The sequence below is a fragment of the Streptomyces ficellus genome (assembly GCF_030406405.1).
GTDB lineage: Bacteria > Actinomycetota > Actinomycetes > Streptomycetales > Streptomycetaceae > Streptomyces > Streptomyces ficellus_B.
In genome coordinates, this window is sequence record NZ_JAUEPL010000037.1 from 1 (window position 1) to 16005 (window position 16005).

At 74.2% G+C, this 16005-nt stretch carries 11 protein-coding genes; 4 read left to right on the forward strand and 7 right to left on the reverse strand.

Annotated features, from left to right (window positions below; translation table 11 throughout):
* Positions 1 to 439: GntR family transcriptional regulator (locus QWM81_RS22040; RefSeq protein ID WP_290113978.1), on the reverse strand; the 439-nt coding region annotated here is incomplete at its 3' end.
* 47 nt (positions 440 to 486) lie between these two features.
* Here QWM81_RS22040 and QWM81_RS22045 point away from each other — a divergent pair.
* On the forward strand, positions 487 to 993 hold the full coding sequence (locus tag QWM81_RS22045) for a carboxymuconolactone decarboxylase family protein (RefSeq protein WP_290113979.1): 507 nt from the start codon (positions 487 to 489) through the stop codon (positions 991 to 993).
* A gap of 26 nt (positions 994 to 1019) precedes the next feature.
* On the opposite strand, the gene QWM81_RS22050 is transcribed toward QWM81_RS22045, so the two are convergent.
* On the reverse strand, positions 1020 to 2117 hold the full coding sequence (locus tag QWM81_RS22050) for a GNAT family N-acetyltransferase (protein ID WP_290113980.1): 1098 nt from the start codon (positions 2115 to 2117) through the stop codon (positions 1020 to 1022).
* Between the two features lie 130 nt (positions 2118 to 2247).
* On the opposite strand from QWM81_RS22050, the gene QWM81_RS22055 reads away from it, so the two are divergent.
* From QWM81_RS22055 to QWM81_RS22065, 3 genes are all read left to right on the forward strand, one after another.
* Complete coding sequence (locus QWM81_RS22055; RefSeq protein WP_290113981.1) at positions 2248 to 2757, forward strand: DinB family protein; 510 nt, start codon at positions 2248 to 2250, stop codon at positions 2755 to 2757.
* A gap of 153 nt (positions 2758 to 2910) precedes the next feature.
* Positions 2911 to 5949: a SpoIIE family protein phosphatase gene (locus tag QWM81_RS22060; RefSeq protein WP_290113982.1), complete on the forward strand. Its 3039-nt coding sequence runs from the start codon at positions 2911 to 2913 to the stop codon at positions 5947 to 5949.
* A 108-nt stretch (positions 5950 to 6057) separates the two neighbouring features.
* Positions 6058 to 8196: a SpoIIE family protein phosphatase gene (locus tag QWM81_RS22065; RefSeq protein ID WP_290114030.1), complete on the forward strand. Its 2139-nt coding sequence runs from the start codon at positions 6058 to 6060 to the stop codon at positions 8194 to 8196.
* A gap of 99 nt (positions 8197 to 8295) precedes the next feature.
* Here the strand turns inward: QWM81_RS22065 and QWM81_RS22070 are convergent, their stop codons facing one another.
* The 5 genes from QWM81_RS22070 to QWM81_RS22090 all read right to left on the reverse strand — a co-directional run bounded on the left by QWM81_RS22070 (position 8296) and on the right by QWM81_RS22090 (position 15719).
* Positions 8296 to 9258, reverse strand: coding sequence for an ABC transporter substrate-binding protein (locus QWM81_RS22070; RefSeq protein ID WP_290113983.1), 963 nt, complete (start codon positions 9256 to 9258; stop codon positions 8296 to 8298).
* 1 nt (position 9259) lies between these two features.
* Positions 9260 to 11173, reverse strand: coding sequence for an ABC transporter permease (locus QWM81_RS22075; RefSeq protein WP_290113984.1), 1914 nt, complete (start codon positions 11171 to 11173; stop codon positions 9260 to 9262).
* Complete coding sequence (locus QWM81_RS22080) at positions 11170 to 12240, reverse strand: quaternary amine ABC transporter ATP-binding protein (protein ID WP_290113985.1); 1071 nt, start codon at positions 12238 to 12240, stop codon at positions 11170 to 11172. Before QWM81_RS22080 ends, QWM81_RS22075 begins: the two co-directional genes overlap by 4 nt.
* Before the next feature lie 446 nt (positions 12241 to 12686).
* Positions 12687 to 14213, reverse strand: a complete 1527-nt coding sequence (locus tag QWM81_RS22085; RefSeq protein ID WP_290113986.1) for a GMC family oxidoreductase — start codon at positions 14211 to 14213, stop codon at positions 12687 to 12689.
* A 21-nt stretch (positions 14214 to 14234) separates the two neighbouring features.
* Positions 14235 to 15719, reverse strand: a complete 1485-nt coding sequence (locus tag QWM81_RS22090) for an aldehyde dehydrogenase family protein (RefSeq protein WP_435372420.1) — start codon at positions 15717 to 15719, stop codon at positions 14235 to 14237.
* Positions 15720 to 16005 lie beyond the last annotated feature (286 nt).

Here is a 16005-nt window from a genome sequence, read left to right on the forward strand (position 1 = left end):
CCCGGCGGGGGGTGGCGTAGGGCATCACGGGCGGCGTACGGCACGAGCGGCTGGATGTGCACGGGGTACGGGCCCGGGGGCTGCGGCTGGACGCGTTCGCCGCGGACGGGGTGGGGAAGGTGGCGTTGAGGCCGGGGGCGGGGCGTGAGCCGGGGCGCGGCGCGGGGCGCGGGGTGGCGCGCTGGGCGACCCGCGTGCCGGAGCCCTGACGGGCCGTCAGCCAGCCCTCGGCGACGAGCTCGGCGTACGCGTCGGCGACCGTGTTGCGGGCGATGCCCAGGTCCGCGGCGAGCGAACGGGAGGACGGCAGCCGGGTCCCGGGCGCCAGCCGCCCGGTCCGAACCGCCTCGCGCAACGCGTCCATCAGGCCGGAACGCAACCCCGGGCCACGCAGCTCCAGATGAAGGTCGGCCCCGAAAGTGGCCCAGGAATCCGTCATGAAAGTGGACCATACCTCTGCGCCACAGCCCACGTACGGTCATAGCCATGACTCACAACGCACCTGAGTACGCGACCGAGCACACCCCCCGCCTCCCCTGGGCCCGGCACGCTCCCGAGGTCTACAAGGCCATGGTCCGGCTGGACGCCGCCGCCCGGCAGGGCGTCGACCCGGTCCTCCTGGAACTGGTCAAGATCCGCGCCTCGCAGCTCAACCACTGCGCCTTCTGCCTGGACATGCACACCAAGGACGCGCTGGCGGCGGGCGAGTCGGTCGAAAGGATCGTCCAGCTCAGCGCGTGGGAGGAGTCCCGGCACTTCTACACCGACAAGGAGCTCGCGGCAATCGAACTGACCGAGGCCATCACCGTCCTGACGGACGGTTTCGTCCCCGACGAGGTGTACGCGAGGGCGGCCAAGCAGTTCGAGGAGGCGGAGCTGGCCCAGCTGATCGCCGCGATCACCGTCATCAACGCCTGGAACCGCTTCGCGGTCACCACGCGCATGGTCCCGGGCCACTACACGCCGGGCCAGTACGAGGGCCTGGCCAAGTGACGGCCTGACGGCCGCCGCCGATGCTTTCAGCCGCGCCGCAGCTCGTAGCGGATGCCGTCGTCGGTGGCGGCGGCCTCGGTGAAGCCGGCGCGGGTGACGACCCCGTGCGAGGGCGTGTTGCCGCGGTCGACGGTGGCGCGCAGGACGGTCACCTCCGGGTGGGTGAAGGCCCAGTCGGCCAGCGCGCGCAGCGCCTCGGTGGCGTAGCCCTGGCCGCGCGCCGCCTCCACCAGGTCGTAGCCGATCTCGGCCTGGCCTTCGGCGTCGGGGGCGGCGTGGAAGCCGATGCCGCCCACCGCGCGGCCGTCGCCGGCGCGGACGATGGCGTAGGTACCCCAGCCCGGGCGGTACGTGCCGTCCTCGCGGGCCTTCACCACCATCCCGCCGGCGAACCGCGTGCCGCGCTCCGGCCCGTCGCCCGCCCACGCGAAACCGCCGCTGCCGCCGCCGTGCAGGTCGGCCGCCAGGTGGGGCGACACCTCGCACAGCAGCAGGCGTTCGGCGCGCAGGGGCTGGGCGTACCAGCGCCAGGCCGCCAGGCGGGGCAGCAAGTCGAGCTCGGCGCGGCCGGTGGCCCACAGCAGGGTCCGCCACGGGTCGTCCGTGCGCGGGGCGTGCGCGAAGAGGCGGTCCAGGACCCGGGCGCACAGGTGCGGGGGCGGCCGCCAGTCGGGGACGTCGAGGGCGCCGAGGATGTCGTACGTGTGCAGCAGCGCCTCGACGACGCCCATCGCCGCGAAGCCGTCGGCCCCGGCCATGCCGTACGGATGCCACGCCCGCACCTCGTCGGGCGTGGTGCGGACGGCGGCGGACAGCAGCCCGCCGGTCGCCTCGATGACGTGGATGAGACCGGCCGGGGTGGTGCCGGGGTCGGGGGTGATCTCGAAGGGGACGTACGTGTCGGTGGCACGGCCGGTCAACTGGGCGGCGTAGCCGGTGAAGTCGCCCGCGATGTGGACGGCCGTGTCGTAGCAGCTCCACTCCAGCCCGGCCGCCGCGCCGGACCAGTCCCGGTCCGCGACGCCGCGCAGCGCGCGGGCGGTGAGTGCCACCGCTTCGTCGATGTCGTCCGCCCCCACGACCCCCGTGATGCCCGCGATACCCGTGATCCCCTTGATCCCCATGGCCGCGACCATAGATCGGTACGTCCGCGGGGGCCACCGCTTTTCGAGGCGCCCGCCGAAATCCGCTGGGCCACGCCGCCGGGTGTGAACCATCCTGGGAACCCGCCCGCCCGCTGGAGGAGGATTCTCCATGACCACCACCGCACGTACCGGTCCGCCGCTCGTCGGGGACGAGCGCACGATGCTGCGCGCCTTCCTCGACTACCACCGCGCCACCCTCGCCATGAAGTGTGACGGCCTGTCGGACGAGGACCTGCGCCGCCGCTCGATGCCCCCCTCCACGCTGTCCCTCCTCGGCCTGGTCCGCCACATGGCGGAGGTGGAACGCGCCTGGTTCCGCCGGACGATCAACGCCGAGGACGTGCCGCTCGTCTGGTCGCCCGACGGCGACTACCAGGTGGCGTACGACGCCACGGGAGCCACGCGCTCGGAGGCGTTCGCCGCCTGGCGGGCGGAGGTCGAGCACGCGCGCCGTATCGAGGCCTCGGCCGCGTCGCTGGACGTCACCGGCCACAACGCCCGGTGGAACGTCGACGTGTCGCTGCGCCATGTGATGCTGCACCTCATCCACGAGTACGCCCGCCACAACGGCCACGCGGACCTCCTCCGCGAGGGCGTCGACGGCACGGTCGGCGCCTGACGCCTGACGCCTGACGCCTGACGCCTGACGGGCGGCGGGCGCGGGCTGTGGGCCGGGCAGCGGGGCGCCACCGGGTGCGCGCCCGGCGGCCGCGGACAGGCGGTGCCCCATATGCCTGATTAACCTGGTTCCGTGGAGTCGTATCCGACGCCTGTGAGAGCCCAACGCGGCGGGGAGCGGTCCGGTGCCGGAGTGCGCGCCGAGATCCTCGCCTCCTGGGAGCGCTCGCAGTCGCTCGGCATCGACCGCGAGGGCATGGTGCTGCCCGTCGAGAGCGACCTGGACCCGGACTCGCGCCTGATACGGGCCGCCGCGCCGGTGTTGGAACGGCTGTGCGGGCGGTTCTCCGGTCTGCCGGTCACGGTGGCCCTGGCCGACGCCGAGGCGAACATCATCGACCGGCGGGGCGACCGGGTGGGGCTGGAGCTGATGGACGAGGCGTCCCTGGTGCCGGGCGCCAACGTCGACGAGCGCTTCATGGGCACCAGCAGCGTCAGCATGGCGCTGAGCACCAAGGCGCCGTTCGTGGTCGTGGGCCACGAGCACTTCCTGCACAATCTCAAGGCGCTGACCTGCATGGCCGCGCCGGTGCACGATCCTGTGAGCGGCACCGTGCAGGGCGCGGTCAACCTCTCGGTGCCCGAGGAGCTGGCCAAGCCGGGCATGGCCCTGGCGCTCCGGGACGCCACCGACCGGATCGGCGAGCGCCTGCTGGAGCTCAGCTCCGCCAGGGAGCGCGACCTGATGAGGTCCTTCCTCCGTGCCAGGGAGCGCGGCCCCCGCGCCGGGCTCGACTTCCGCCCGGGCGAGCCGGCGATTCCCGGCGGAGCGGCTCCCCAGCTGGCCCGGCGGGAGCGGTTGGCGCTGCTGGAGGCGGCCGTGGAGCTGATCTCCTCCCACGAGGAGACGTCCGCCGAGGTCGGCCTCGCGGGCGGCCGCGTGGCAGCCCTGCGCCGCAAGGCGCTGCGCCACGGCGACGCCGAGGGCGCCGCCGTCGAGGTCAGCTTCCGGGAGGGTCCGGGGGCGGGTACGGGGACCGGGGCGGCGGCGGGTACGGCCACCGCGACCGTGGCGGGGACGGCGACCGGGGCGGCGGCTGGGACGGCGACCGCGACCGCCCCCGACGGTCGGAAGGTGCCCCTGCTCGGCCCCTCGGCCCCCGCCCCCGCCTCCGCCGGGGAGCAGCAGCCCGCCCAGCCGCCCGGCAGCCGCCCCGACGCGTGGCTGCTGCTGGTGGGCGAGCCGGGTGTCGGCCGCCTCGCCGCGGAGGCGCGCGGACGGCTGTCCCTGCTGAACGAGGCGGGCGTGCACGTCGGCACCACGCTGGACATGCGCCGCACCGCGGAGGAACTGGCCGAGATCGCGGTGCCCCGGTTCGCCGACCTCGTCGTCGTGGACCTGGTCGAGAGCGTCCTCGCGGGCGAGGAACCCCCGCCGGGCCCGGTCGGCCCCGGTACGCCGCTGCGCCGCGCAGCCACCCGGTCCGGCGAGGACACGGTGCGCGACGCCGGGGCGGGCGGGCCGGTCACGTACCCGGCCGGTACCCCGCAGGCGCGCTGTCTCGGCAGCGGGGAGCCGGTCGCCGAATCCGTGCCGGTCACCGGCTCGGGGCCGGTCGCCGAATCGGGGCCGGTCACCGGCTCGGGGCCGGTCGCCGAATCGGGGCCGGTCGCCGGCTCGGGGCCGGTCACCGGCTCGGGGCCGGTTGCCGCATCGGGGCCGGTTGCCGCATCGGGGCCGGTCGCCGGCTCGGAGCCGGCCACCGCCGCGGCGGCGCGCCCGGCCGGCGGCGGCCACCCCGTGGACCTGCTGGGCGAGGGCGTGCACGCCTACGTGGGCGCCCCGCTGTGCGCCAGGGGCGCGATCCTCGGGCTGGCGGGGTTCTACCGGTGCGGCAGCGCCAGGCCGTACGACGAGGACGACATCACCCTCGCGGCGGAGCTGGCCGCCCGCGCCGCCATCAGCGTGGACAACGCCCGCCGCTTCAGCCGGGAGCGCAACGCCTCCCTCACCCTTCAGCGCAGCCTGCTGCCGCGCGACCTGCCCCGGCTGGCCGCCGCCGACCTCGCCTTCCGCTACCTGCCCGCCGACACCGGCCTGGGCGTGGGCGGCGACTGGTTCGACGCGATCCCGCTGTCCGGGATGCGGGCGGCGCTGGTCGTCGGCGACGTGGCCGGGCACGGCCTGCACGCGGCGGCCACCATGGGGCGGCTGCGCACGGCGGTGCGCACCCTGGCCGGTCTCGACCTGCCGCCGGAGGAGGTGCTGGCCCACCTGGACGACCTGGTCGGCCGCGCCTCCGACGACCCGGCCGAGGAGCAGGACCCGGCCACGGCGGCGACGTGCCTGTACGTGGTGTACGACCCGGTGTGCTGCCGCATGACGGCGGCCCGGGCCGGGCATCCGCCGCCCGCGGTGGCCCCGCCCGGGGGCACGGCCCGGATGGTCGACATCCCGGCCGGCCCGCCACTCGGGCTCGGCGGGCTCCAGCCGTACGAGTCCGCCTCCGTCGAGCTGGCCCCGGGCAGCCTGCTGGCGCTGTACACCGACGGGCTGCTGAAGGAGGGGCGCGGATACGGGAACACCGAGGCGCGGATGCGGCAACTGCTGGCCGCGCTGAGCGGCGGGGGCGGCCCTGGTGAGGGCGGCGAGACGTCTGTGGAGCGCGCCTGCGACCGGATCACCGGCACGCTGCTGCCCGGCGGCCCGCGCGACGACGTGGCCCTGCTGCTGGCCCGGGTGCGCGCGCTGCCCGAGGACCGGGTGGCGTCCTGGGAGCTGCCGCCCGACCCCTCGGTGGTCGCGGGCGCCAGGGAGCTGGTACGCCGGCAACTGGCCGACTGGGGCCTGGCGGACCTGGAGTTCACCACCGGCCTGGTGGTCAGTGAGCTGGTCACCAACGCCGTGCGGTACGGCGGCGAGGGACCGGTGTCGCTGCGGCTGCTGCGCGACGGAGCGCTGATCTGCGAGGTGTCCGACCACAGCAACTCCTCGCCGCGCATCCGGCGCGCCGCCACGACCGAGGAGGGCGGGCGCGGACTGTTCCTGGTGGCGCAGTTCACCAAGAGCTGGGGCGCGCGGTTCATGCCGCAGGGCAAGACGGTATGGGCCGAACAGGTGCCGCAGGCGGAGCGGCGGGCGCCGGAGGCGGACGAGCATGCGCTGCTGGACATGTTCGACGACCTGGCGTGAGCCGCCGGCCGGTCCCGCCCTGGCGGCCGATGGCGCGAGGGGTGACCGGTGACCAGTGGCGACGAGCCGGCGAACGCCGGAGAGCTGGACGCGGCGCTCGGCGAGGCCATGCGCCGTACCGGCGCGTCCATCGGCGCCTTCTACCTGCTGGTGCCTCAGGAGCAGGTCCTCCGCCTGGTCGTGGTGGGCGGCGCGCCCCCCGACGTCGCCGCGCCGTGGGCGAGGGTCGCCCTGGCCGCCCCCGCCCCGGTGGCCGACGCGGTCCGCGAGAACCGTCTCATCTGGGTCGGCGGCCAGGACGAGCTGGCCCGCGGCTATCCGCGCACCGCGGTGGCGCTGCCCTACCCGCTCGCGCTGGCCGCCACCCCCGTCGCCGGTGACCGCCGCTGGGGTGCCCTGCTCCTGATGTGGCCGGGCAGTCATCCGCCCCGTATGACACGGCGCGAGCGCGGCCACATCGCGTCCAGCAGCCGGCGGCTGGCCCGGCTGCTGGACGAGGCCGCCCGCGCCGGGCGTCCCGTGACGGCGCCCGACGAGCCGCGCATCCTGGCCGCCGCCCCGCCGGCCGGTCTTCGGACCGCGCCGCAACCGGCCCTGGCGGCCGCCGACTTCGCCGAGCGCCTGCCCGAAGGGTGCTGCGCGCTCGACCTCCAGGGCCGCATCACCTTCCTCAGCGCCAGGGGCGCCGAGCTGCTCGGCCGCGGCGCCGACGAGCTGCTGGGCACACTGCCGTGGCAGGCCCTGCCCTGGCTGGACGATCCGGTGTACGAGGACCGCTACCGTGCCGCGGTCATCAGCCGTCAGCCCGTGTCGTTCACGGCCTGCCGCCCGCCCGACCAGTGGCTGGACTTCCGGCTCTACCCGGACGCGAGCGGCATCAGCGTGCGCATCACCCCGTCCAGTACCGGGCCCCGTCCCACGGCCGGTCCCACGCCCGACCTCACCTCCGGTCCCACGCCCGGTCCCACGCCCGGATTCACGCCGGGCCGGGAACCCGACTTGCACCAGCCGCTGCCCGCCCCGGCACCCGCCCGCGCCGGTCAGCTCTACCAGTTGATGCACCTGGCCGCCGCGCTCACCGAGGCCGTGGGGGTGCGGGACGTGGTGGACCTGGTCGCCGATCAGATCATGCCCGCGTTCGGCGCCCACGGCCTGGTGCTGTCCACCGCCGAGTCCGGACGGTTGCGGATCATCGGCTCGCGCGGCTACCCGCCGTACATCATCGAACGCCTCGACGGCCTCCCCCTCGACACCCGCGTCACCCCGGCGGGGCAGGCCCTCGCCACCGGCGTGCCGTCGTTCTTCACGCACCCCGACGAGATGGCGCGCATCTACCCGGAGGCCCCGCTCATCAGCGGCAAGCAGGCGTGGGCCTTCCTGCCGCTGATCATCTCCGGCCGTCCGGTGGGCATCTGCGTACTGACGTACGACCGGCCCCGGGCCTTCCCCGCCGAGGAGCGGGCCGTGCTCACCTCACTGGCCGGGCTCATCGCCCAGGCGCTGGACCGGGCCCGGCTGTACGACGCCAAACACCAGCTCGCCCACGGGCTCCAGGAGGCCCTGCTGCCGCACACCCTCCCCGCAGTCACCGGCCTCCAGGTCGCCGCCCGCTACCTGCCGGCCACCCGGGGCATGGACATCGGCGGCGACTTCTACGACCTGATCCGCCTCGACGCCACCACCGCCGCGGCCGTCATCGGCGACGTCCAGGGCCACAACGTCTCGGCCGCCGCGCTCATGGGCCAGGTCCGTACCGCCGTCCACACCCACGCGACCGCGGGCGCCTCGCCCGACGAGGTGCTGGCCCGCACCAACCGCCTGCTCCTGGACCTGGACCCGGGCCTGTTCACCACCTGCCTGTACGCCCACCTCGACCTCACCCGCCACCGCGCCCACCTGGTCAGCGCGGGCCACCCACCACCGCTCCTGCGCCACCCGGACGGCCACGCCCACCCCGTGGACGTGACACCCGGCCCGGTACTGGGCATCGTCCCGGAGGCCACGTACCCGGTGACGGACATCCCGCTGCGCACCGGCACCCTGCTCGCCCTCTACACCGACGGCCTGGTCGAAACCGCCGACACGGACATCGAGCAGGCCATCACCGACGTCGCCGCCCACCTCGACGAAGCCGCCGACCAGGACCTCGACCTCCTCATGGACACGATCCTGCGCCAAGCCCCTCCCCCGCACCGGCACACCGACGACATCGCACTCCTCCTGCTCCGGAGCACGGCCACCGACTGACTGGCCCCCTGGTCCCCGCACGCCCACGGGGACCGCCCCAGTACGCCAACGGCGCGCGCGGCCTTACCGGTCGCCGTGCGGGCCGCCCGCTCTCCGGGGCTAGGAGGGGAGCCAGGCCCGCCACGTGGACTCATTCGCCCTGACCCACTTCTCGGCCGCCGCCTCCGGGGAGAGCTTCTGCTCGGCGATCATCAGCGCGACGTCGTTCTGCGCCTCGGTCGTCCAGCGGAAGTTCTTCAGGAAGGCGGCCGCCTTCCCGCCCTTCTCCGCGAAGTCCGCGTTGAGGTACTTCTGCAGCGGGGTGTGCGGGTAGGCGCAGGCGACCTTCTTCGGGTCGGCGTCACAGCCCTCCTTGTACGGGGGCAGCTTCACCTCCGTCATCGGCACCTTCTCGAACAGCCACTGCGGCTTGTACCAGTACGTCAGGAAGGGCTTCTTCTCCTTGGCGAACTGCTTGATCTGGGTGATCTGCGCCGCCTCGGAGCCCGCGAAGACGACCTTGTAGTCCAGGTCGAGGTTCTCCACCAGCGCCTTGTCGTTGGTGACGTAGGACGGGGAACCGTCCAGCAGCTGGCCCTTGCCGCCGCTCTCCGCCGTACGGAGCCGACCGGCGTACTTGTCGAGGTTCTTCCAGTCGGTGACGTCCGGGTGCGCCTCGGCGAAGTACGTCGGTACGAACCAGCCGATGTGGCCCGTCACGCCCAGGTTCCCGCCGCGCGCGATGGTCTTCTTGTCGGTGACGTACCGCTTCTCCTGCTCCGGGTGGCCCCAGTCCTCCAGGATGGCGTCCACCCGGCCCTGGCTGAGCGCGTCCCAGGCCGGGACCTCGTCCACCTGGACGGTGTCCACCCGGTAGCCGAGCTCGTGTTCGAGCAGGTACTTCGCCACGGCGACGTTGGCCTGCGCGCCCACCCACGACTGGAGGGAGAGGGTGACCGTCTTCGTGCCCTGGGCGGCGGCGTACGGGGACGCCTGCTTGGTCATGTCGGCCGCGCCGCAGCCGGTGAGGGCCACCAGGCCCAGCGCGGCGGCGGCGCACACGGTGGTTCGGGCCGTCCGCATGTCAGGCCTCCTTTCGTACGGGCTGGGTGACCCGGTCGAGCATCAGGCCCAGGCACACGATGGCCGCGCCCGCGACCAGACCGGTCGCCAGGTCGCCCTGCGCAAGGCCGAAGACGACGTCGTAACCGAGCGCGCCACCGCCCACCAGGCCGCCGATGATGACGACGGCGAGGACGAGGACGACCGCCTGGTTGACCGCGAGCAGCAGCGCCGGACGGGCCAGCGGCAGTTGGACCTGGCGCAGCTGCTGCCACCCCGTGGCCCCCAGCGAGCGGGCGGCCTCCAGCGCGACGGGGTCGACGCCCCGCAGGCCCTGGGTGGTGATGCGGACGACGGCGGGCAGGGCGTAGACCACGGCGGCGGCCACCGCCGGGGCGCGGCCCACGCCGAAGAGGGCCACCACGGGGATCAGGTACACGAACTGCGGCATGGTCTGGAAGACGTCCAGGACCGGGCGCAGGCAGCGCTCGCAACGCGCGCTGCGCGCCGCCGCCACCGCGATGCCGAAGCCCAGGACGAGGGTGACGGCCACGGCGGCCAGCACCTGGGAGAGGGTGTCGAGCGACGCGTCCCACACGCCCAGCACACCGATGGCGCCCATCGCGGCGACGGCCGTCAGCGCCGTACGCCAGGTGCCGACCAGCAGCGCCAGCGCGCCGACCAGCAGCAGCACCGCCCACCAGGGCAGCGCCTGGAGCCCGTCGCGCACCGGGTCGAGCACCCAGCCGGTGAAGCCCGCGGCCCAGTCGGCCGTGCCGCCGATGACCGGGACGCCGGAGTAGAGGTGGGCGGTCATCCAGTCGACGGCCCGGTTGACCGGCTCGGCGATGTCGACGTGCCAGGACTCGGGCCAGGTGAGCCGGTCCGCGAACCGGCCGGCCAGGGCGACCAGCACGAGCACGGCGGCCGCACCGGTCCAGCCCCGCCGGGCCGCCGCGCGCCCGCCGCCGCCGGACCGGGCGCCCGTCGCCGTACGGTCGAGCACCACGGCGAGCAGCACGATCGGGATACCGGCGGCGAGTGCGGCGCCCACGTCGACGGAGGCGAGCGCCTGGTAGACGCGGTCGCCGAGGCCGCCCGCGCCGATGACGGAGGCGATGACGGCCATCGACAGGGCCATCATGATCGACTGGTTGACGCCGAGGAGCAGTTCCTTGCGGGCGAGCGGCAGGCGTGCGGTCAGCAGCCGCTGCCTGCCGGTCGCGCCGAGCGAGGCGGCGGCTTCCAGGACGCCGGGGTCGGCGGCGCGCAGCCCGAGCGCGGTGAGGCGGGCCATGGGCGGCGCGGCGTAGACGACGGTCGCGAGGACGGCCGCCGGTACGCCGATGCCGAAGACCAGCACCACGGGCAGCAGGTACGCGAACGCCGGCAGCACCTGCATGGTGTCGAGCACGGGGCGCAGCGCCCGGTACGTACGGTCCGAGAGCCCGGCGGCCAGGCCCAGCAGCCCGCCGAGCGCGACGGACGCGGCCACCGCGACGACCATGAGCGCGAGCGTCTGCATGGTGGGCACCCACATGCCGAGCAGTCCGCACACGGCGAAGGCGGCGGTGGCGCCGAGCGCGACGCGTACGCCCGCGACCCGCCAGGCGATCAGCCCGGCCGCGGCGGTGACGCCGGCCCAGCCGACGGCCAGCAGCAGCAGGTAGACGGCGCGCACGGACAGCACGACGGCGTTGCTGATGTGGCCGAAGAAGTACAGGAACAGCGGGTGGCTGTCCCGGTGGTCGATGATCCAGTCGCTGGCGGAGCCGAGCGGCCCGGAGAGATCAACGGAGAGCGAGGCGGGCCAGCTGCCGCCGCCCGCGAAGAGGACGCCGAGCGGTACGAGGACGACGGCGGCGGCCAGCGGCCAGAACGTGAGCGCGGCCGGCAGCCGGGGCCGTACGGGGGCGGTTGTGACGGTCGCGGTCATGCCGCCGCCTTCCCGGCCGGGACGCCGGCGACCACCGACAGCAGGTCCTTGTGGTCCACGACGCCCACGCACCGGCCGGACTCGACGACCCGTACCGGGCCGCCGCTGCGGGCGACGGCCTCGATGGCCTCGGACACGGTGGCGCCGGGGGCGACGGCCGGCCCGGAGGTCTCGTCCCCGCAGGGCGGACGCATGGCGCTGCGTACCGTGATGACCTGCTCGCGCGGCACGTCGCGGACGAAGTCGCGTACGTAGTCGTCGGCGGGCGCGCCGACGATCTCCTCGGGCGTGCCGAGCTGCACGATCCGGCCGTCGCGCATCAGCGCGATCCGGTCGCCCAGGCGCAGGGCCTCGTTCAGGTCATGGGTGATGAAGATCATCGTGCGGCCCTCCTCGTGGTGGAGCCGGATGACCTCCTCCTGCATGTCGCGCCGGATCAGCGGGTCGAGCGCGCTGAACGGCTCGTCGAAGAGCAGCACTTCCGGGTCGACGGCGAGCGCCCGGGCGAGGCCGACGCGCTGCTGCTGGCCGCCGGAGAGCTGCTCCGGCCTGCGGCCCTCCATGCCCTCCAGGCCCACCTTGGCGACGACCTCGGCGGCCCTGGCGCGCCGCTCGGCACGGCCGACGCCCTGGATCTCCAGCCCGTAGGCGACGTTGTCGAGGACCGTGCGGTGCGGCAGCAGGCCGAAGTGCTGGAACACCATCGCGGCACGGTGGCGGCGCAGTTCACGCAGCCGGGTCCGGTCCATGGACCGGACGTCCTCGCCGTCGATGGCGACGGTGCCGGAGGTCGGCTCGATGAGCCGGGTCAGGCAGCGTACGAGGGTGGACTTGCCGGAGCCGGACAGGCCCATGACGACGAAGACCTCGCCCCTGCGCACGTCGAACGACACGTCCCGCACGGCGGCGGTGCAGCCGGTCCGCTCCCGCAGCTCGGCGGCGGACAGCTCGGCCAGCTCGGCGTCGCCGGGCACGCGCTCGGCCTTGGGCCCGAAGACCTTCCACAGCCCCTGGACGGAGAACACGGGCGGATGCGCGGAGTCGTCCGCGACCCCACCCCCGGGCACGTCGCCGAGCCCAGCGCCGGCAGACGCACCCCCGGGCTCGTTCGCGGACACGCCCCCGGGCTCGTTCACCGGCGCACCCCCGGGCTCGTTCGCGGACACGCCCCCGGACCGGCTCGCAGGCACACTCGCGGGCACGTCAGCGGGCACGTCAGCAGGCGCACCCCCGGGCTCGTTCGCGGGCGCACCCCCGGACCGGCTCCCGGGCACACGCGCGGGCACGTCAGCGGGCACGTCAGCAGGCGCACCCCCGGACCGGCTCCCGGGCACACGCGCGGGGGCCTCCCCGGTCGCGTTCGCGGGCACGTCCCCGGGCAGGTGTGCGGGCGCCTGGGCGGAGGTACCCGCAGGGGTGTCCGCGGGCGCGGGCGCGGAGCCGTCCGCAGGGGCGTTCGCGGGGGCGGTCGCAGCAGTGGGGGGCTTCATGGAGGAACTCGCGGGGGTGCTCATCAGGCACCACCTCCCAGTAGTTCGGCGGCCTTTTCGCCGACCATCAGCACCCCGATCATCGGGTTGACGGCCGGCATGGTCGGGAAGACGGACGCGTCGGCGATCCGGATGCCGTCCAGGCCCCGTACCTTCAAGTCGGGGCCGACGACGGCCTGTTCGTCGTCCACCGCACCCATACGGCAGGTGCCGGCCGGGTGGTAGACGGTGTGGGCGACCTTGCGGGCGTACTCGCTCAGCTCCGCGTCGCCGGTGACCTCGGGCCCCGGGCAGACCTCGCGCTTGAGCCAGCCGGCCAGCGGCTCGGCCTTCGCGATCTCCCGCGCGATGCGGATGCCGTCGACGAGCGTGCGGCCGTCGTAGTCGTCCTCGTCCGTGAAGTAGCGGAAGTCGAGCGCGGGCTTGACGTCCGGGTCGGCGCTCGTCAGGTAGAGGCGGCCGCGGCTGCGGGGCTTGGGTATGTTCGGCGTCATCGACACGCCGTGCGCGGGGCGCTGGTAGCCGAGCCGCTCCGGGTTGTCGGTGAACGGGATCTGGTAGAAGTGGAACATCAAGTCCGGCCCCGGTGAGTCGGGGTCGCGGCGCACGAAGAGCCCCGCGTCGCTGTCCATGGCGGAGTTCTCGGGTATCGGACCGTGCGTCTCCCAGACGATGACCGACTCGGGGTGGTCGAGCAGGTTCTCGCCGACGCCCGGCAGGTCGTGGACGACGGGGATGCCCAGCTTCTCCAGGTCGGCGCGCGGCCCGATGCCGGAGTGCAGCAGCAACCGGGGCGTGTCCACGGCGCCCGCGCAGACGAGGACTTCGCGCCGCGCCTGGACGAGCCGCTCGGCGCCGTCCTTCGTACGGACGTGGACGCCGCGCGCCCGCGTACCGTCCAGTTCCAGCCGGTACGCCCAGGTCTCCAGCATCAGATGGAGGTTGGGCCGCCGGTCCATGACCGGGTGGAGGTACGCGACCGAGGCGGAGGAGCGCTTGTTGTCCTCCGGGTGGTACGCCAGGTCGAAGAAGCCGACGCCCTCGTGGAACGGCTTCTTGTTGAACCCCTCGACGCGCGGAACGCCGAGCGCGGCCTGGGCGGCGTCGACGAAGTCGCGGGCGATGGCGTTCCGGTCCTTCTCGTCGACCGAGACGATGTTGTTGAGGAGCTTGTCGTAGTACGGGTCCATGGCGGCCGCGTTCCAGCCCTCGGCGCCGGCCTCCTCCCACTCGTCCCAGTCGGACGGCAGGGGCTTGAAGGAGATGAGGGTGTTGTGCGACGAGCAGCCGCCGAGCACGCGGGCGCGGCTGTGCCGGATGTGGGAGTTGCCGCGTGGCTGCTCGACGGTGGGGTAGTCGTAGTCGAGGTCGCCGCCGAGCAGGCCCATCCAGCGGCGCAGCGTCAGGACGTCGGGCCGGTCGACGTCGCTCGGGCCGCCCTCGATGACGGCGACCGTGACGTCAGGGTCGGCCGTGAGGCGGTGGGCGATGACGGAACCGGCGGTTCCGCCTCCGACGATGACATAGTCGTACACAGGGTTGGCGCTCATGATCTTTTCTCTCCCGCGTCGTCAGCCCGCGAACCAGCGCACGGGGCGCGGGGCGAGGTTCTGGTACACGTGCTTGGTCTCGCGGTACTCGGCGAGCCCGGCCGGGCCGAGTTCGCGGCCGATGCCGCTCTTGCCGAAGCCGCCCCACTCCGCCTGCGGCAGGTAGGGGTGGAAGTCGTTGATCCAGACCGTGCCGTGCCGCAGCCGTCCGGCGACGCGCCGGGCGCGGCCGGCGTCGGCGGACCAGACGCCGCCGGCGAGCCCGTACTCGGTGTCGTTGGCGAGGGCGACGGCCTCGTCCTCCGTACGGAAGGTCTCGACGGTGAGGACCGGGCCGAAGACCTCTTCGCGCACCACCCGCATGCCCCGGTGGCAGCGGTCGAGGACGGTGGGGCGGTAGAAGTAGCCGGGGCCGTCGGGCCGTTCGCCGCCCGCGCGCAGGACGGCGCCCTCGGCGAGGGCGGAGGAGACGTACTCCTCGGTGCGGGCGAGCTGCTGCGCGGAGACGAGCGGGCCGCATTCGACGCCCTTGTCGGTGCCCCGGCCGATACGGATCTTCTCGGCGCGGCGGGCGAGTTCGGCGACGAAGCGCTCGCGCAGCGACTCCTCGATGATGAGGCGGGAGCCGGCCGAGCAGACCTGGCCGCTGTGGATGAACGCCGCGTTGAGGGCCTGGTCGACGGCGGTGTCGAAGCCCTCGTCGGTGGCGCAGGCGTCGGCGAAGACCACGTTGGGGTTCTTGCCGCCCAGTTCGAGGGCGACCTTCTTGACGGTGTCGGCGGCGGCGCGCATCACCTTCGTACCGCTGAGGAGTCCGCCCGTGAACGACACGAGGTCGACGTCCGGGTGCTCGGACATGCGGGCGCCCACGGGGTCGCCGGCGCCGGTGACGAGGTTGCCGGCCCCGGCCGGGAGCCCGGCCTCGGCCAGGAGCCTCATGAGGGCGACGGTGGTGAGCGGGGTGATCTCGCTGGGCTTGATCACAAAGGTGTTGCCCGCGGCCAGCGCCGGGGCGATCTTCCAGCTGGCCTGGAGGAGGGGGTAGTTCCAGGGCGTGATGAGGGCGCAGACCCCGACGGGCTCGTGCACGACCACGCTGTGGATGTCCGGTGACCCGGCGTCGACGACCCGGCCGCCGCTCTCGTTCATCACGAGGTCGGCGAAGTAGCGGAAGGCGTCGGTGACGCAGTCGACGTCGACGCGCCCTTCCTCCAGGGTCTTCCCGGCGTCGCGGCTCTCCAGCAGACCGATCTCCTCGCGGTCGCGCTGGAGCAGGTCGGCGACGCGGCGCAGCAGCGCGGCCCGTTCGGCGACGGGGGTACGCGGCCACGGGCCCTCGTCGAACGCGGTGCGTGCGGCGGCGATCGCGGCGTCGGTGTCCTCGGCCCCGCCCTCGGCGACGACCGCGAGGGTCGTGGCGTCGGCGGGGTCGAGGATGTCACGTGTGGCGCCGGAGGCGGCGGCCCGCCACGCTCCGCCCACGTGGATGGTGTGTTGTTCCGACACGATCGCGTTTGCCTTCCATTCCCGGTTCGGTCCACACCAGCGGTGGCTGGCGACCGGGGACCCTGCCCGGGGTGGCGGAAAGCATGCGCGAAAGTGGGTTTGCTCACTCCGTGCCGGGTAGGCGGGCGCGTCCCCGCCCGGCGGACGCCGCCGTCCGCGACGCCGTCCCGCCCGTGTTTCCGACACACGCGATCAACGCAATCAATAGGACAAGCGCAATGATCTGTATGGATGACCGCTTGGGCTCGTCGCCCTCTCCCGGCCCGGTGGCGCGCCTAGGGTTCGG